This is a genomic window from Proteus sp. CA142267, assembly GCF_003336825.1.
GTDB lineage: Bacteria > Pseudomonadota > Gammaproteobacteria > Enterobacterales > Enterobacteriaceae > Proteus > Proteus terrae.
In genome coordinates, this window is the sequence record NZ_QPMG01000005.1 from 219335 (window position 1) to 237914 (window position 18580).

Annotated in this window: 13 protein-coding genes, 2 tRNA genes and 1 pseudogene; 7 read left to right on the forward strand and 9 right to left on the reverse strand. The window is 38.5% G+C overall.

The window, feature by feature from the left end:
* The first annotated feature begins 106 nt into the window (after positions 1-106).
* From rsmC to C0T34_RS11030, 3 genes are all read left to right on the forward strand, one after another.
* The gene (gene rsmC / locus C0T34_RS11020; RefSeq protein ID WP_075672705.1) at positions 107-1123 is read left to right on the forward strand and encodes a 16S rRNA (guanine(1207)-N(2))-methyltransferase RsmC; all 1017 of its coding nucleotides are present in this window, start codon (positions 107-109) and stop codon (positions 1121-1123) included.
* 154 nt (positions 1124-1277) lie between these two features.
* Positions 1278-1364 (forward strand) — tRNA-Leu (locus tag C0T34_RS11025).
* 39 nt (positions 1365-1403) lie between these two features.
* Positions 1404-1490 (forward strand) — tRNA-Leu (locus C0T34_RS11030).
* A gap of 59 nt (positions 1491-1549) precedes the next feature.
* Here the strand turns inward: C0T34_RS11030 and C0T34_RS11035 are convergent.
* From C0T34_RS11035 to serB, 9 genes are all read right to left on the reverse strand, one after another.
* Positions 1550-1813: a DUF1435 family protein gene (locus C0T34_RS11035; protein ID WP_098941886.1), complete on the reverse strand. Its 264-nt coding sequence runs from the start codon at positions 1811-1813 to the stop codon at positions 1550-1552.
* Positions 1814-2019: 206 nt separating this feature from the next.
* On the reverse strand, positions 2020-2568 hold the full coding sequence (locus C0T34_RS11040) for a GNAT family N-acetyltransferase (protein ID WP_109850173.1): 549 nt from the start codon (positions 2566-2568) through the stop codon (positions 2020-2022).
* Between the two features lie 2 nt (positions 2569-2570).
* A complete protein-coding gene (locus C0T34_RS11045) occupies positions 2571-4202 on the reverse strand; it encodes a Na/Pi cotransporter family protein (protein ID WP_109850174.1) in 1632 nt (543 codons plus the stop codon).
* 422 nt (positions 4203-4624) lie between these two features.
* Positions 4625-6064: an alkaline phosphatase gene (gene phoA / locus C0T34_RS11050; protein WP_109850175.1), complete on the reverse strand. Its 1440-nt coding sequence runs from the start codon at positions 6062-6064 to the stop codon at positions 4625-4627.
* Between the two features lie 199 nt (positions 6065-6263).
* Complete coding sequence (locus C0T34_RS11055; protein WP_226892348.1) at positions 6264-7793, reverse strand: alpha/beta hydrolase-fold protein; 1530 nt, start codon at positions 7791-7793, stop codon at positions 6264-6266.
* 219 nt (positions 7794-8012) lie between these two features.
* Complete coding sequence (locus tag C0T34_RS11060) at positions 8013-9152, reverse strand: ElyC/SanA/YdcF family protein (RefSeq protein WP_109850176.1); 1140 nt, start codon at positions 9150-9152, stop codon at positions 8013-8015.
* Positions 9153-9538: 386 nt separating this feature from the next.
* Entirely contained in the window at positions 9539-10783 is a 1245-nt protein-coding gene (gene nadR / locus C0T34_RS11065) for a multifunctional transcriptional regulator/nicotinamide-nucleotide adenylyltransferase/ribosylnicotinamide kinase NadR (protein WP_098941881.1), read from the reverse strand.
* A gap of 11 nt (positions 10784-10794) precedes the next feature.
* Entirely contained in the window at positions 10795-12186 is a 1392-nt protein-coding gene (gene radA, locus C0T34_RS11070) for a DNA repair protein RadA (protein WP_075672711.1), read from the reverse strand.
* 38 nt (positions 12187-12224) lie between these two features.
* Positions 12225-13202 (reverse strand): phosphoserine phosphatase, encoded by a 978-nt coding sequence (gene serB, locus C0T34_RS11075; protein ID WP_075672712.1) that lies wholly within the window; start codon positions 13200-13202, stop codon positions 12225-12227.
* Positions 13203-13311: 109 nt separating this feature from the next.
* Here serB and C0T34_RS11080 point away from each other — a divergent pair, with 109 nt between their 5' ends.
* The 4 genes and pseudogenes from C0T34_RS11080 to C0T34_RS11095 all read left to right on the forward strand — a co-directional run.
* Positions 13312-14028, forward strand: coding sequence for a YtjB family periplasmic protein (locus tag C0T34_RS11080; protein WP_098941880.1), 717 nt, complete (start codon positions 13312-13314; stop codon positions 14026-14028).
* 238 nt (positions 14029-14266) lie between these two features.
* Positions 14267-15808 (forward strand): YjjI family glycine radical enzyme, encoded by a 1542-nt coding sequence (locus C0T34_RS11085; RefSeq protein WP_109850177.1) that lies wholly within the window; start codon positions 14267-14269, stop codon positions 15806-15808.
* Complete coding sequence (locus C0T34_RS11090) at positions 15780-16643, forward strand: YjjW family glycine radical enzyme activase (protein ID WP_109850178.1); 864 nt, start codon at positions 15780-15782, stop codon at positions 16641-16643. Before C0T34_RS11085 ends, C0T34_RS11090 begins: the two co-directional genes overlap by 29 nt.
* 111 nt (positions 16644-16754) lie before the next feature.
* A pseudogene (locus C0T34_RS11095) lies at positions 16755-18580 on the forward strand (hypothetical protein); the annotation flags it as partial.

The following is an 18580-nucleotide window of genomic DNA, read 5'->3' on the forward strand; positions in this document are numbered from 1 at the left end:
ACAACGGTACATAGTATCAGAGGGCATAAACTACGCCAATAAATAGCGTCGGTTTCTTTATATCTGATATCATGCGTCTCATGTTTTTTAAGGAGTAATAATCATAATGTCCTCACTGTCCCCTGCTAGCGAAGTTATTCTTCGTCACCTAGATCATTTCGCAGACAGGCATGTACTTATTGCAGGTGATCTTCAAGATACTTTCGCAGCACAGATTCAGGCGAAAAGTGTCAGAGCATACACCAACCAATATCACCAGTGGCTACCATTACTAAAATCAATGGGTGATAACGCACTCTTCGGTTTAGTTGCAGATCAGTCCTTTGTGAAATATTGCAATACCTTGATCTATTTTTGGCCTAAAAATAAAAACGAAGCCACTTTCCAACTGCGTAGCCTTTGCTCTAACTTACAAGTGGGTACTGAAATCTTTATCGTCGGTGAAAACCGTAGCGGTGTTAAAAGTGCCACTGAATTAATGAACGGTATCGCTAAACTTAAAAAAATAGATTCAGCACGCCGTTGTAGCTTATTTTTTGGTACTCAAACATATCAAACACTGTTTGACCGTAATAACTGGTGGCAAACTTATCGCCATGATGATCTTACTGTAATGGCATTACCGGGTGTCTTTAGCCAAAACGCATTAGATGAGGGTAGCCGTTTATTACTTTCAACTTTTGATGATGCAATGGTTGGCGATTTGCTGGATATGGCATGCGGCTGTGGTGTACTTGCCACTGTACTCGGTAAGAAAAACCCAATGTTGAAACTGACACTGTGTGATGTGAATGCGGCAGCAATTTCTTCTAGTATCGCCACCTTAAACGTGAATGAATTAGAAGGTCGAGTGATTGCAAGTAATGTCTATTCAGCGGTTGAAGAAACTTATGATTGGATAATCTCAAACCCTCCTTTCCATGATGGTTTAGGCACAAGCTATACCGCTGCTGAAGATATTATTCGTCTTGCTCCAAACTATCTGAAAAGAGGTGGTAAATTGCGCATTGTGGCTAATTCGTTTATCCCTTATCCAGATATTTTGGATCATGTATTTGGCTCTCACGAAGTACTTGCATCAACAGGTAAATTCAAAGTTTACCAAGCAACCAAGAAAGACTAATCACAAGCCCTGTTATCTAAAACAGGGCTTTATTTTTGGGGCTGATTTTAAGTAATAATTCAAGGTGTTTTATTTTTCATCACCAAGATAATTTATTGATAAAAAATAATTGACGCCAAAAATAAAAGGCATAAAATTCGCTTCCTGTCTGAATGCGAGAGTGGCGGAATTGGTAGACGCGCTAGCTTCAGGTGTTAGTGTCCTTACGGACGTGGGGGTTCAAGTCCCCCCTTTCGCACCAAACAGACAATATCCAGAGTAAAATTAATTGAGTAAGACTGCGAGGATGGCGGAATTGGTAGACGCGCTAGCTTCAGGTGTTAGTGTTCTTACGGACGTGGGGGTTCAAGTCCCCCTCTTCGCACCACTCAATAACCCTTTTTTCGCCTTGTGATAATACCCCTCCAATTACACATCGAATATTCTCTATCCATAATATACGACTAAAAGTGTCATCAAACTGTAGGTCAATACAACACCTGCGGGGATCATCACCCACATCTGTAATTTTTTATGAAACAGCATCAAGGTGGATAACAGCATTGAAACCACTAAAACCAGTGTAAAGGCAGATGTTCCTGCAATAGAATGCGTGATCACTGTTAGCAAGGAAGAAACAGTCAACATTTCCCATAAACTAATGCGAGATGTCCAAGATGTCACTGGAGATATACGTGTTGGTTTAGCCATAATAACCACCATTAATGATAATGATTTTCATTATTATATATAACATCTATACTAAATCAACTTATATAAAGGAAAAAACTTATTTTATATCCTTATTTTTTAAAGGGTTATGTGTATATTCCAGTATAATAAATAAAAAACGTCTTACCATTTTCACGATAAGACGTTCAATTTTATTATGTTGTTGTCGTGGTCAATAAACGAAACTAAGCGTTATTTTGATTGATAAAATGAAAGACTAAATGAATATCTTCAGGCTCTCTTTCATAAAGTTCAGGATCAGGAATATCTACTAAACGACACCCTAAATGCTGATAAAAATTCACACTATTTTCAGAAGGTGTTGATGAGATATATAATCCACCGCCCCCTCTTTTCTTCGCATATTCCACACAATAATCAAATAATATTCGTGCTAAACCTTGCCCACGTTGCTGGTGGCTAACATGTAAAAAAGAGAGTTGAAGTAAAGTACCATTTTGACCACGTTTTTGTGGATCAACACTCGCAGCTGCAACCAATTGACCTTGTTTAAAAACCCCCCAGAAAGGTGCTCCTCGGTCAAAACTTTTCAGCAAAACAGGAGTATAATGCTCTGCCTCACCTTCTGGCCAACCTTTCATATCAAAGCGTTGTTCTGATAAATGCAACGTTCCTTCTTTTAATACATATAGCTTTTCAATAAGCTCAGTTCTATCAATTTCCCACACTTGTGGAATTTCATTTCTTGTTAATTGACGAATATTGTTTTTCATTATTAAAGATTAACCTGTTCTGATGATGATTCACTTCGTTCTAATGCGTGATAAGCCACTGCACAGAATAAGGAATTCAACCGTTTCATATCACCGAGCAAACTGGTATGCAGAGAACTGGTTTCAATACTTTGCATATTATGCAAATGAAGACGTTCTACATGAGCAAACGAGTAACGCTGGTTGAGTAAACGGAAACGATGTTTTGCTCGACGTAATTTTCGAGCATGTTCCATGTTGCCGGAAACAAATACCGACATCGCCAGATTCAGATTACTTTGCAGACGCTCAAGGAGTGTCTGTAATTCACGACGTCCTTCCTCCGATAAAAATAAGTGATGATTTAAACCTTTACTCACCACTTCAGCCGACATACGCGTAATGATAGCGGATGATTGTTGTAAATTCATCGCTGTATCAATAATTTCAGCCCAACGTCGAGAATCTTCAGTTCCTAGATCATGCTGTTGAATTTGTGCCATATACAATTTAATGCTGCTGTGGAGTAATTCGACCTCTTCTTCTAACTGGATAATTTCCCTTTTCTGCTGACGATCACCTTCCATTAATGCAGTAAATCGTTGCAACATTTGTTCGACAACATCACCTAATCGTAGTGATTCTCTAACCGCATTAGCGATAGCTAAAGAAGGCGTATCAATAGCAGATTGATCTAAATACCGAGGTGCCATTTCAGATTCAGTAGCTGGTAATTCAGGAATAAGCCGCTGACATAGTTTCGCCATTATGCCAACAAAAGGGATCATCAAAATACAGCGAGCTAGATTATAAATAACATGAAAATAGATAACGACTTCAGCCGGTGAAAATCCATATTGCTGAATTTTATTTGCAATAATGGTTATCCAAGGTAAAACCAATAGCGCACCAATCAATTTAAAAAATAGACTTCCTAGTACTACTTGGCGTGAAACAACACTTTGCCCTCGGCTACTCATTAACGCCAACAAACCACTACCAATATTAGAACCAATCACAATGCATAAACTGATGTATAAAGGCATTAGCCCAGTTGCACTTAATGTTGCAGTTAATAACACCGCAGCAAGACTTGAGTAGCTTACCATCGCAAATAAAGCACCCACGAGAAGTGCTAAAACAGTATCTCCACTTAATGAAGTGAAGATAGCTTGTACCGCACTGGCATGGGTAATTGGCTCTGCGGATGTCACGATAAGTTGCAAAGCGAGAATAATTAAACCAAGGCCAATTCCTACACGCCCTAATTGCCCGACACGCTCTTTTTTACGGCTTAGAAAAGTGATCACCCCGACGAGAATAAGCAGTGGAGATAACCAAGAGAGATCAAAAGTTAGCACTCGCGCCATAAGTGCAGTACCCACATCTGCACCTAACATAATAACCAGTGCCGGTGTAATCGAAATCAGCCCTTGCGTCACAAAAGAGATAACCAAAAGTGCCGTCGCATTACTGCTTTGGACTAATGCCGTTACCCCAACCCCTGCAAGGAAGGCGTTGGATTTCTTATTAATACTTTTACCTAAAACTCGGCGTAAATCAGAACCAAAGACACGCATAATGCCTGTACGAACAATATGTGTTCCCCAAACAAGAAGCGCAACTGATGAGAGTAAATGAAGCAGTGTCAGCATAAAAAGAATAACCTTATTTTTATCGTCGTTTGTTTGACTCTGTTCTCCTTCAATCTCATAAAAAAGAGAAAGACCACGAGCAGATAATCTATCTGAGAAAAGATTTTTTACGGGTAATGCCTTAATAACTTGAAGAGTTATTAGACAAAAAGATATTGCAACTTAAGTGCAATAATCAATGGAGAAATTGAGAATATTACATAGATTAATTTATAAATTCTGTTAATTATAGCAGAGAATGTGTAACTTTCAAAATCAGCCTGTAAATAACCTATTGATTTATTATCATTTTATTTTAAATGGACTAAATTATTAATAAAAAAACGCGACCAGAGGGTATCTCTCTAAGTCGCGCGAAAATACAACAATTTAGTAAGGCAATTCGACTACAAGTTCAGACAGACTATAAATTCAGCTTGAATTTATTTCAGACCCATCGCATCACGCATTGTGAAGAACAAGTCTGTTTGGTCAGTTAACCCAACCACATTGGCAGCGTGTGGACCATAAGCAGCAACACGTAACTGAGCCCCTGTATGTTCTTGGGATACTTCTTCTGAGTTACCGTAATTCACCACCATTACTGCACCATCTTTAGTGATAAGCGCTTGTGTTAACCCACTTGATTTCACATCCGCTTCAATAATTTGGCTTGAATGGGCATGGTCAGCTGTTACGATAATCAGAGTATCACCATTTTGCTTAGCGAAATCTAAGCCGATTTGTACGGCTTCATCTAATGCAACAGTTTCACCGATTTGTCCGCAAGGATTAGCATTATGATCTTGCTTATCAATAGAGGCACTTTCGACTTGTAAGAAAAAACCTTTTTCATTGGTCTTCAGTAAGTCAATCGCTTTTTTGGTCATTTGTGCTAGTGTTGGCGCATTTGGATCGAGTTTAGAGTTAGGTTTGCACTCTAATGGTGGATTGTTCAAATTACCATGATATGTCGCTTTAGGGCCTTCCCACGCCACGGCCATATTGCCCTCGTGGAACAAACCTAATACTGGTTTATCTTGGTTTGCCAGCGTAATCGCATCCAGTGATTTTGCATCCTTAACGATTTGATAACCACGTTCAATCGCTTGCTGTTCTAACGTTTTACCTTTGTACTCACCCGCAGCCGCAGTTTGAGCAAAACTTTTCGCTCCGCCCCCTAATGTAACGTCTGCTCGAGTCACTAAAAGCTGCTCAGAGATAGAGCCTCTACCGCCATTTTCTAATGCGTTTGTTGAGCATTTTTCTAAAGTCTCAACGGGGCCATAGCATTTACGTCCCGTCACATGCGAGAACAGTGCCGCAGGTGTCGCATCTTGAATTTCCGACGTTGTTACGTTCCCTGTTGCCTTTCCATTGGCTTTTGCTAATTCCAAAATAGTTTGGTGATCCTTACCAAACACATCAATTCCTAACGCACCATTATAGGTTTTCACACCCGAAGCCCATGCTGTCGCAGAAGCGGCGGAGTCTGTTACATAGTTAGGTTTTTGTGTTTTTCTATCTAAGGCATAGTGTGTGTATTGACCCGTAATAGGTAAGGCATCGATACCTTTAAAGAAACCACCTGCACCTTCCGCGTAGTTACGCGCAACAGTGATTTCAGAATCCCCCATACCATCACCAATAAAGAGGATCACATTTTTCGCTTGGTTATTATGTAAAGCAGCTTTTAATGCCTCAGTTTGATCCTGAGTCATACGGCGAGCACCGCCAAATTCCGTGATATTACCTTTTGCTGCGCGATCTTGTGCCAAAATTGCATCAGCAGCAACGGGAGCTGCAAAAGAAGAGAAACTCGCACCAGCCAATAGCGTTGTTACAATAACGGATAAAATAGAACGTTGGTAACGATGAGACATAGCTTTTTCCTTGCACTCTAAAGTAAAAAAACAGGATTAATGTTTTAAGTCAGGAAAAGCTTACGGCAGTTAAATGACAGAGAAATGAAGAGTAAAAGTGATTTCGATGACAGCTTTATGACAAGTTAATGACAAACAAAAGCTTATACCGCGAATGCGTGTATAAGCTTCTCTTGTATTGAGATCGGATTTTAAAATATTAATTTTCTTGTGTTAATGCTTTAGCCCCCAAATACAGGGTTTCACACCAAGAGATATAATCATGTCCGCTGGCCATTTCGAGTGATTTAACAGGATAGCCTTTTTGCTCTAAAACCTGCTTAAGGTGACGATTATTATTTAAAATCCCCCCTTTATCACCACGACTTTCAAATAGCCCAGCTTCTAAGAAAAACTGCAATGGCTTTTTATCTGCTTGCTCAAATTGTCGAATAAGCCATTCTGGCTCTTCATTTTCAGGTGCCCACCAATAAGAGCCAGACATACTCAGCACTTTACCAAAACGATCAGGACGATTGAATGCGACCCATGAAGACGCTAATCCGCCATAACTTGAGCCTGATACTATCGTTTCCTCTCCAGATACGTGAATACCCTTCTCTTTTTCTAGCCAAACAAATAGTTCATCTGCTAAGAAACGGTAAAAATCAGGGTTTGGCGGTAATTCAACACTACGGCGATCGCTATCAATGCTATCAACAAATAAGATCATCATAGGTGCCAATTTACCTTCCTCAATCTGTTTATCAAAAAACCGATCAATACCATATTGACGATGATAAGCTTGACCATCAAATAAGACCAAGATCCGTGGTATTTCCATTTTTTGGGCTGGCAGATAAAGTGCAATTTCGCGATCATTATTTAAGATCTCACTGTGAAAACGAACAATCTCCGTCTTACCTTTCATTGTTCTATCAAGAATATCGGGCAATTGGCATTCACGTTTACTGTCTAACGACAATAGCGAAAAGTGATTATAGATATCCTCAGACTGATTTGGAGAATTTTGGGAATTAAACGGATCGGCTTGTGCTGTGGTTAAGATCGCGCGACGTTGCTCAAAGGGTTCTGCATTCTCAATAACAGGCACATCAGGCGCTAATTTATATTGCATTAATGTGTCGTTAGGCACGATATAACTACGATACCAAATATCGCTATTGGCTAAATGCGTTAATGGATCATGATTACCATCGGGTGATCCCAACAAATAGACATTCTTTTTTGCGCCTCGCCATAAAAAAGTCACTCGCTTTTTATCATTATCATAAGGCTCAATCAGAGGAGCACCTTCCTGATGTATTTGTTGCCAAAATGCCTGAATATTTGGTTGATCAAGTTGTTTGGCGAGTATTTGTAAACGGGGGCTTATTGGTGCAATACCTGCATCTTTATCTAACGGTTGATAAGGCTGTGTTGTTAGCGTGAATTGCCATTGTTTTTTAACTTCACCTTGTGCAACCAATTGATAATTTGTCGTTTCAGGTAATAGAAAGCGTACTTTCTGTTGCCCATCAGAGGGAATATCCTTTAACAAGCTACGAATATGAGTGCCATCTTGTTTCTCTAGCCGTAAATTTTGTATCCCTTTTACGTTTAATTCAACATAACGTTGGCTGTCTAAATGAGCGGTAAAACACAACGTATTATTGTTATCAAACTGACCTGTCATTCCTTTATTTTCAGTTACTACTAAGCAACTGGCAAAACTGGGAAAAGAGGCCATCAATGCGCATATCATCAGAGGAATTCTCACTTTATTTCTCATTATTAACTATTGTGAGAATCAATAGTAATGATAACTGTTATCAATTCAATAAAAATTAAGCGTGTACAAATTTATAATAAATTTAGTACCTCAGTAAAAAATAATAAAAACCTCCTCAATCATTTTTGTTATTGAGGAGGCTTCTTTTCTAAGCTAATTAACGTTAAAACGCCCCCATTAACGCTCTTCTAATGGATAGCTACGGAAGCTCCATAATCCTAGCGCTTTTAAGCCATCACGATAGATACCTTGTATATCTGATTTACTTGCCTTTTGTAATTCAGCTAATGGCTTATCCGGTGCAACAACTGTTAGATAAGTAATGTCACTTGGGCCACTTTGCCAGCTTGCAAGCGTGAAAATCGCATCGGCACGACGCACATGACTACCAGAGCTAATAATAACGGCTGTTTTAATACGATGTTTGGTTAAGGCATAGCGGCTAAATAACGCATTCTCTACGGTTGTACGTGCATAGTTCTCTTGGAAAATACGCTCTGGTGCAATACCGTTTTTCACCAACCAATCCGCCATTAATTTACCTTCTGTTTGATGTGCTTTAGGCACACCACCCGTAACGACAATCATGGCTTCAGGTAATTGCTTAGCCACTTCTAAGGTTTTATTTAGACGTTCAATTAAGATTTTGTTCATTGTACCATCAGGATTTAATGCATAACCCAATGTCACGATCGCATTGTTATCTTTAGTTTTATTTAGTTTTGCCAAATCTGTTTGCGTTAATTTATCACTTAACGGCATTTTGCTGACACGATCTATCTCAGCAAAGAAACGTTTGAGTTCATCCGCTTTCGCCGGATTTAATGATTTCAATTTAGCGAAATACGCTTCGCTCTCTTTGTCTTGGCCTTCAAAACGAGTCCATGAAGTGACGTAAATTAACGCATCAATATCATCAGGAGCCGCTTCTAAAATCTGTTTATAAATCGTAATTGCGCGAGGAACATCATTGTTATAAATATAAGCGCTGGCAGTACTAAATAATAAATCGAGGCGGTAAGGCTCTAATTTATAAGCTTGTTGCAGTTTTTGTGCCACAATTTCCATATTTGATGGCAGTTTTCCCGTAAAACCAGCATCAGATACACGTGCTGGTGACTTAAAGGCATCTAATGCATCTTGGATCAAACTATCAACCGTTTGGCGCTGAGAGACATACTGCTGATAGCTATTATCAGGTTGATGAACTTTTTGATAAGCCAATGCATTTGATGAGACGGTAAAACCTAAAGCAGCAATCGCTAACGAAATGACTGTTTTCTTGATATGAAGTGAAACACGGGAAGGTTGCGCCATTATCTTGTCCTTTTACGAAAAATAGTCTGCTTCTTCATCTGAGCGAATGAAGATAGAGAGTGTGACTCCTCACACCTAATGGCAAAAGAAATACACACCGATAAATCTATACCTGTTATCTATAATAGAGATCCCTACATTAATTTTCAGTAACCTTTTTCACCTTATTGAAAAAAATAGCATTATTACGTAGATAGCTTATTTGACAGATTTTTTTATGTATTTTTATCTTTTGGTGAGTGATTTTGTTCTGATAGGGCATCAGTGATAAAGAATAATAAATAAAAGGAATTTACTCTGAGAGGAAAGCGTTGAGTTTTGAGAACCGTGATTATTTTTATTCTAAAATGTAAAAACGCCCCTTAAGGCGTTTTATGTTTATGTTTTTACTCAATATGCTTTGATTGCATCATCAATAATTCTCTGACTAATTCAACGCAACTTAAGAAACGTTCGTCATAATCAGGGGAGTTAACTTTGATATACTCAATATTGTTTTTATCGAGCATTTCCATTAGCAAGGTTTGGAAACGACGACGATCTTTATCACTCCCTAAACTACGCAAGCCATCGGCTACCCATGGCGTATTATTTTCTAGCAAAATAACTAAATCAAAACGGTATTCATCAATCAGAGCTTGAACAAAGGGATGCTCTTTACCTTCATAACGCAAACAGAATGCCTGCGTTGTGACAAAATCCGTATCAACAAAAGCGACTTTATTTGCATATTTAACAGCAAAATCAATATATTGAGCATGCCCTAATGCAATTTTATCGTAGTCGGAATATTGTAATGCCATTTCATCACCACCAAGGTGAGAAAACACATAATCACGACCATATTCCCATGCACTCGTCGTATTGAAAATATTAGCAAGCTTATTCACTAAAGTTGATTTACCGCTGGATTCGCCACCCAAAATCGCCACTGTGCGCACAAAGAAGGGTTTTACTTCTGTTGGAATATATTCCCAATATTTAAAAGGCGCTTGGCGGATTTGACTGCCACTGATATTCATAAATGAACGTTCAGGATCAATCAGAACTGTTTCAATACCCAAGAAAGCATTATATTGATCCGCATCTTCCCGTTCACTGGTATAGATAAAATCAGGGGTTATCTGCTTTTCACGCAAAAATGCTTTGATCCCTTCACTCCACATTTCCCAACCATGAGGCTGTGGCTCTATACCATGTTCATCAAACTCATGAATACGGATATTCTTTTGATATTTAAAGGTTTGTAATAACCAGCGCAATCTATCACTGACCGTAGGTTGTTGTGACATCGCACTGTTGATAAAGAGGTTTTTATCACGAGGCTCGTCATGACATAAAATGACATGCAATTCATCGACTTGACTACAAGCGCGTTGAATTAAATAAATATGTCCGGTGTGAAGAGGATAAAATTTGCCAAAAATCACACCGATAGTTTTCTTTTTCACTGGGTATTCTAACCCTAAAAATTGGTGTAATGCCGACATCTTTTGAGCACTGGGACTCTTGATTTTATTATTAATCAATTGGCTAAGATAGCCTTTCGTCATATCACTTTCATCAGCAACTTGTTGTAAAGTATATCCATTTTTTCTGATAGCCTGTTTGATATAATCAAAAGAGCCCATACTTTTCTCCTTTAGAAATCTTCCAAATCATCAAGGACAGATAACGCATCTGACAGCTTCTTCACACCATATACTTTCATATCAGGGGGATTCTTTTTCGGCATATTTGCACTCGGAACAATTGCCCGTTTAAATCCATGTTTTGCTGCTTCTGCAATACGCTCTTGTCCACTAGGTACAGGTCGAATTTCTCCCGCAAGCCCCACTTCACCAAATATCACTAAATCACGCGGTAAAGGACGATTACGAAAACTTGATACTAATGATAATAACAAGGCTAAATCTGCACTAGTTTCAGTGACTTTTACTCCACCAACTACATTCACAAAAACGTCTTGATCAGACATTTGTAACCCGCCATGTCGATGTAAAACGGCAAGTAAAATAGCAAGGCGATTTTGCTCTAATCCCACCGCAACACGCCGTGGATTAGACAACATTGAATGGTCAACTAACGCTTGGATTTCCACCAGCAAAGGTCTTGTACCTTCCCACACCACCATCACAGAACTGCCAGAGGTAATTTCATCACCTCGACTTAAAAAGATAGCAGAGGGATTGCTCACCTCTCGTAATCCCTGCTCTGTCATGGCAAAAACGCCTAATTCATTAACGGCGCCAAAACGGTTTTTATGACTACGTAAAGTACGAAAACGAGAATCTGTTTCACCATCCAACATAACTGAGCAGTCGATACAGTGTTCCAGCACTTTAGGCCCTGCCAATGTGCCATCTTTTGTTACATGACCTACCATAATAATGGCAACATCATTAGTTTTAGCAAAACGAGTTAAATAAGCGGCTGTTTCACGGACTTGAGCAACACTGCCTGGCGAAGATTGAATATCCGCCATATGCATCACTTGAATAGAGTCAATCACCATTAATTTAGGTTGTTCTTGTGAGGCAATTAAACAAATCTGTTCAATACTGGTTTCTGACAACATATTCAGTTCTGCTGTTGGTAAACCTAATCGGTGAGCGCGCATAGCGACTTGTTGTAGCGACTCTTCACCCGTGACATATAGTGTTTTCATTTCAGTCGCTAAACGGCACATAGTTTGTAGCAATAAAGTACTTTTACCTGCGCCAGGGCTTCCCCCAATTAAAATGGCACTTCCGGGAACAACGCCACCACCTAGTACACGGTCAAACTCTTTAAACCCTGTGGAAAATCGAGGTAATGCTTCAAGGCTAATTTCTGATAATTTTTGAACACGGCTAACACCTTTTGCATCACCTGCAAATCCACTAAAACGCTCGTTGCGGGAAGAAGGGGCTGCAGCAAGGCGCACTTCTGTAATTGTATTCCACGCATGACAAGCAGAACATTGTCCCTGCCAGCGAGGATAATCTGCACCACATTCGTTACATACAAAGGCTCTTTTTGCTGCTTTTGCCACACTTCTCTCCTAACAATAACTATTTTAGAAAAACACCCTTAGCGCTCTTCGTGTTTTAAACCACCACTTAAAATGCACAATACACCCATTAGATCGGCGTGGCGGATCGCCACTTTCGCCTGAGCATACACTTTAGGTTTTGCATGATAAGCAATGCCAAGTCCTGCTTTTCTCAACATTTTAAGATCGTTTGCACCATCCCCAATGGCAATGGTTTGCTCTATTGGGATCTCTAAATCCTTAGCTAAACGTGCAAGGACTTGTGCTTTATATTTCGCATCAACAATCGGGCCTTTAACTTTACCCGTTAGTTTGCCATCTTTAATTTCAAGATGATTAGCAACAGCAGCCACTAAACGTAATTTTTGTTTTAAGTTATCAGCAAAATAAGTAAAACCGCCAGATGCGATAGCAATATGCCAATCCATCGCCTGAAGTTTTCGTACTAAGCTCGTTAATCCCGGCATAAGAGGCAGATCGTCCATCACTTTTTGTAAAATAGAAGCATCAGCACCTTTAAGTTCAGCAACACGCAGTTTTAAGCTTTCACTAAAATCCATTTCACCTTGCATTGCTCGCTCTGTTATCGCAGCAACTTTATCCCCCACTCCTGCTAGTTTGGCGATTTCATCAATACATTCAATTTGAATTGCCGTTGAATCCATATCCATCACTAAAAGCCCAGGAGAACGTAAACGAGGAATTTCACCTAGTGGAACGACATCTAGGCCACATTCATCGGATAAACGGCGTATCCGACGAGTTAGGCTGCCTGCAATACGCACAACTTGGTAATCATCAATGCGCCATGAAGAAACCACGACGATTGCCACACCTAATTTATGTTGGAACTCACTTATTCTTTTCTTATCAAGTTCCCGTCCATAAAGTAACCACCCACTATCTCCAGCTCGGTAATCTAGTGGCATTACCTCTTCACCACTGAGTGATAACGGCAGACCTGGCCATTTACGGATTTCATCCGGTAAATAGCAATAGGTCAGACTATTTGACATACTTATTCTCCTGTTTTCCCCTGTCTGAACAAAATAATCGTTATTCAGCCTATTCTATCTCTGGCTCATCTGGCAACATGCACATACTTGCTTACGCAAAAGGATGAACATGCTTAAAGACAAACTAAAATTCAAACTACAAAAAACGGCGATTATACTGATTTGTATCGCACTATTGGCATTTCTTATGCAAGGCGCGTCTTATTTTAGCCGTGCAAATCAGCACGCCCGTATTACTCAGTTTGAAGAGCTTGCAAAAACGCTGGCAGAACAAGTTGCGTTCTCTTTATCCACTTATATAGATGACAGTAGCAAAGATAACGTAAATCCCCTCATTATGGCTAATTTAAATCATCTGACTCACGATAGTCGGGTGCTTGATGCCAGTCTTTATTTAGAAGATGGTACACAAATAGCGCATAGTGGTGAAAATGTCACTGTTAAAGAGCGATTAGCACTAGAAGGGCAAAAAAGTGGAGGTTCTTTTAATCACCAACTCGTTGTGCCTGTGCCGGGTAAAGATAAACCCAAAGGCTTTTTAAGGCTTACGCTGGATACTCATCAACTTGTCACTGAATCAAGCCAAGTCGATAACACAACAAATTTATTACGTGTCATGTTATTGGTTGCGCTTGCGATTGGCTTTTTGCTTTCTCATAACCTTCTTCAACTAACCCCCGTTCATTGGCAACAATCTCCTTATTTATTAACCGCCAATTTACCGCCTCGTACTGAAAAAGAAGAGACTGAAGAAAACGAGAGTAATGAAGAAAAAGGATCTACTGAGGAAGATAACGACGCGGAAAATAAAATAGAAAAATCATAATTTTTATTTTATTGAGAAGTCACTAAGTGGGTTGAGTTATTCATTAGCTGAACTCACTTTTTTTATTTCTAGCTAACCAGAATTTAAATTAGATATATCTAATTTATACGTATTTTCGTGCTATTTCCTTAATCTTTAAAGGGGTTTTGTTTAAAGTCACGGTAAATTCTCACCAAGTCATTAACCTAAAAAGATAAGTTTTAAATCTTTTTCTGGCTCTTTGAGTACTGAGGTGGTTATGACTGAACAATCTGTTATCCAACGTTGTCAACAAATCGTAGAAAACCCAACCCTTTCCCCTGAACAAAAACGTCATTTTCTCGCTTTAGAAGCTGAAAATATGTTGCCTTATCCCTCACTTCCTGAGGATGCAGCTAAAGCGCTTAATGAACGGGTTATCTGTGATATGTATGAAGGTCACGCCCCTTATAAACCACGTTATGTCTTACCTGATTATGCGAAGTTTTTAGCACAAGGCTCTCGCTATTTAGAACTAGAACCTGCGCAAGATTTTGACGATGCCTTAAACATGCTGACTATTCTTTATCATCATGTTCCTTCTGTAACCTCTATGCCTGTTTACTTAGGCCGCATTGATAAAATCTTACTGCCTTATGTTGGCAACCTCACCGAAGAACAGCTTTACCCTAAATTAAAACGCTTCTGGCGCTATCTTGATAGAACGCTACCAGATGCCTTTATGCACGCCAATATTGGCCCAGAAGACTCTGTTCTTACACGTCTCATTCTTAAAGTGGATGTTGAGCTTCAGCAAGTCGCACCTAATCTCACGTTTATTTATGATGCGAAATCAACGCCTGCTGATTTACTTCACCAAGCTATCACCAATATTTGCCACAGTAGTAAACCTCATATTGCTAATGGTACGTTGCAAGATGCAGTATTTGGCAAAGATGAATACGGAATTGTGAGTTGTTATAACTCTTTGCCTCAAAGTGGTGGAGGTAGCACCTTAGTGCGTATAAACCTCAAGGAGGTTGCACAGCGTAGCCAAAATAGCCCCGATTTTCTTGATAATGTATTGCCTTTTTATATGCAAAAACAGATTGAGATCATTGATGCTCGTTGTGAGTTTCTCTATGAAAAATCTAACTTCTTTAAACAGAGTTTCTTAGTTGAAGAAGGATTAATCTCACCTGATCGTTTTGCCCCTATGTTTGGGATCTATGGCATGGCAGAAGCAGTAGCACTTTTACTTGAAAAAGAAGGTAAAAATGTCGCTTATGGCGATAATGAATCTGCCAACAAACTTAGCTATATGATCAGTGAAAAATTGGCCCAATTTGTTACCAAAACACCCGTGAAATATGGTTGGAAACACAGAGCTATGCTACATGCTCAATCGGGTATTAGTTCAGATATTGGCACAACACCTGCGACTCGTATTCCTTATGGTAAAGAGCCCGATCCTGTTACCCATTTAATGACGGTTGCACCTCATCATCAATTTTATACCTCAGGGATCAGCGATATTTTAACAGTTGATGAAACGATCAAACAAAACCCTGATGCCCTAATGCAACTCTGCCTAGGTGCTTTCTCTTCTGGATTAAGAGAATTTACTGCCAATGTGGGTGGGAATGATCTTGTCCGTGTGACTGGTTATATGGTGCGCTTATCTGATTTGAAAAAATATAAAGAAGAAGGCTCTCGTCTTAATACCACTTGGTTAGGTGATGAAGCCACTGCAAATTGTCATATTGCTGAACGTAAACCACGAGTTATCAGTCATGAACAGCAGATGCGCTTCGATAAATAAGATACTCCCCTTCTCTTGTGTGGATGGTCCAGGCAATCGCCTGGCCATCTTTCTGCAAGGGTGTAATCTACGCTGCAAGAATTGTCACAATCCCTACACGATGGGGATCTGTGATAATTGTGGCGACTGTATTCCTACCTGCCCACAGCAAGCACTTTCATTACAAAATGGTGTCATAAGTTGGAATAGTACCAGTTGTGAACAATGTGACACCTGCATTCAGCAATGCCCACATCAATCAAGCCCAATGACCTTAACCTATACCGTTGATGAGTTAATGGCTATTACACGTAAATATGCAGCATTTATTAATGGTGTAACAGTCAGTGGTGGTGAATCTACATTACAACTTCCTTTTTTAATTGATTACTTTAAGTCAATTAAGGAAGCACCTGACCTCCAACATTTAACGTGTTTAATTGATAGTAATGGCACTCTTTCCCTAAATGGCTGGCAAAAGATAGCCCCCTTTATGGATGGCGCTATGATTGATTTAAAAAGTTGGAATGAAGATACTCATATTTATTTAACAGGACGTAGTAACCAACGAATTAAAAATTCAATCAAATGGTTAGCTAATAATAATTTGCTTACAGAATTACGTCTTTTATATATTCCAGAAAAAACAGATTATTTAGAGAATATCGAATTACTTTCCCAGTTTATTAATTCACTTGGTGAATCCGTGTTGATCCGTATTAATGCATTTCATCAACATGGTGTTTATGGTGAGGCAAGTAATTGGCGTGCAACTTCTCAAAAAGAAGTTATTACCTTAATGAATGAATTCAAAGCTAGAAACATTAATTCAATTAAAATACCAAATGTTTATTAATATATAATAACTTACTCCTATTGGATGCAATAATTATATAATTTTATCTATTTGACTTTAATTAACTCAGAAGATAATCTCATTTAGAAAATCTCTTTATGGGCTCCTGCTATGAAAATAAAATACAAGTCAATATTATTGATAACATACTCAATATATATATTTCCAATTAATTCTCATGCTAATTATAATATAAAAGATATGGGTAATTCAATTTATAAACCTTTCAGTATTTCAAATAATGCAAACCAATACTATCAACTTCGCGAGAAGAAATATGAAGAGATTAAATATAGACATGGTAAAATATTAGATAAGGGTACTTATAACCAGAGACTATTTACCTCCTTTGGAAGTGTCTATATTTATACTGCCATAGATGATGATACGCTTTTAAAGTATAATACTCTTGCAGATAATATAAATAATGAAATTCAAAAAGAGCACCCTTCTTACAACATAAGAAATTCATCATTTTTTGATGAAAGTATTCTGCCCAGTGAATTATTTATCAGCACAGATGGCGGCATAACTCGGAAGAAAATAAATAAAGGGAGCGATGAACGATTAGATACCCTTTATCTAGATAGAAGCTCTTATAATGGTGAAGTTATTGTTGGTTATGCAACAGCGTCTAAATCAAAGTTAACTGAGATAACTTATGACATGGATAATTGCTCAGGTTATCCTTTATGTCATACTTTTATCTACAATAGTAAAAATAATATATTTACAATCCTAGATAATAAGATAAATATTCATCATCTTACTAAAGATGGTAACTTTATTTTGTATTCCTCAAAAAAAGAAAAAAATTTACATATATACGATATAGCTAAAAAAGAAAGTTTTATCCTTAGCATTGAAAATATTAACCATTATTTACCAGAGCACCCTGAAAAAGACCGCTTACTTTTAGAAATAACCTCTCCTCCATTTTTAGATAAAATAAAGAAAAGAAATGTTGATATCCAAAAAGTAAGTGATAATGCTCAGGTAATTATTGGCCAACTCAATAGAAAATTATCTAAAAAACAACTCATTGATGCTGGATATCCTAAAGTAGCTTTTATTGCAAAAAAAGAAGGCCCAATAAAAGAAGTGAGCTACTCTGATTTTGGTTCATCCAAACTAACTGCTTTTTCAGAAAATGGCAATTATAGTGTTGGTTGGGGCGAAATTTGGCATGCTGATTATGAAATAAAACTACCTCATAGCATAAAAAAATCCTCTTCACTTTTTAGCCATGCACTGCTCTATGATTTTTCGAACGATAAGCTGAAGAATATAGGTAACCTTTCTGAAAAGGCGGGTGAAACACAATTTAGAAATGCAAGAGCTATGGATATCTCAACTGATGGGAAATATATCGTGGGATGGTCTGAAACGGATCATTATAATTACGATACAATCCCAAAGGATTCATCAAAAAGAGGCCCAGAAGCGTTTATTATATTCCATCGTCATGGCTTTCTTTACTTAAACGAAAAAATGTACGATTTAGGAACCCTTGACGAAGGTAATGATTCTGAAGCTCATTCAATTACTGACGATGGAAGAATTATTTATGGTTTATCTACTGATAAACATAATAATTGGCGCCAAGTCATTTGGAAAAATGATGAAATCAGTAATGAATATTTTAATAATGAAAAACAAAAATTTGTTGATGAAGCAAGAGAAAAAGAACGCCTAGCCAAAGAGCAAGCTGATAAAGCCAAAGCGGAGCTAGAGCGTCTAGCTAAAGAGAAACAACGTCTTGCCGAAGAAGCCAAAGAACAGCAACGTTTAGCCGAAGAAGCCAGAGAAAAACAACGTTTGGCTGACGAAGCCAAAGAACAGCAACGTTTAGCCGAAGAAGCCAAAGAACAGCAACGCCTTGCCGAAGAAGCCAGAGAAAAGCAACGTTTGGCTGACGAAGCCAAAGAACAGCAACG

Excerpts from the sequence above, each read along its gene's own strand:
- C0T34_RS11060 (WP_109850176.1), bottom strand. The coding sequence starts at position 9,152 with ATGGCGCAACCTTCCCGTGTTTCACTTCATATCAAGAAAACAGTCATT.
- phoA (WP_109850175.1), bottom strand. The coding sequence starts at position 6,064 with ATGTCTCATCGTTACCAACGTTCTATTTTATCCGTTATTGTAACAACG.
- serB (WP_075672712.1), bottom strand. The coding sequence starts at position 13,202 with ATGTCAAATAGTCTGACCTATTGCTATTTACCGGATGAAATCCGTAAA.
- C0T34_RS11035 (WP_098941886.1), bottom strand. The coding sequence starts at position 1,813 with ATGGCTAAACCAACACGTATATCTCCAGTGACATCTTGGACATCTCGC.
- C0T34_RS11055 (WP_226892348.1), bottom strand. The coding sequence starts at position 7,793 with ATGGCCTCTTTTCCCAGTTTTGCCAGTTGCTTAGTAGTAACTGAAAAT.
- C0T34_RS11080 (WP_098941880.1), top strand. The coding sequence starts at position 13,312 with ATGCTTAAAGACAAACTAAAATTCAAACTACAAAAAACGGCGATTATA.
- C0T34_RS11085 (WP_109850177.1), top strand. The coding sequence starts at position 14,267 with ATGACTGAACAATCTGTTATCCAACGTTGTCAACAAATCGTAGAAAAC.
- C0T34_RS11040 (WP_109850173.1), bottom strand. The coding sequence starts at position 2,568 with ATGAAAAACAATATTCGTCAATTAACAAGAAATGAAATTCCACAAGTG.
- C0T34_RS11090 (WP_109850178.1), top strand. The coding sequence starts at position 15,780 with ATGAACAGCAGATGCGCTTCGATAAATAAGATACTCCCCTTCTCTTGT.
- nadR (WP_098941881.1), bottom strand. The coding sequence starts at position 10,783 with ATGGGCTCTTTTGATTATATCAAACAGGCTATCAGAAAAAATGGATAT.
- rsmC (WP_075672705.1), top strand. The coding sequence starts at position 107 with ATGTCCTCACTGTCCCCTGCTAGCGAAGTTATTCTTCGTCACCTAGAT.
- C0T34_RS11045 (WP_109850174.1), bottom strand. The coding sequence starts at position 4,202 with ATGCTGACACTGCTTCATTTACTCTCATCAGTTGCGCTTCTTGTTTGG.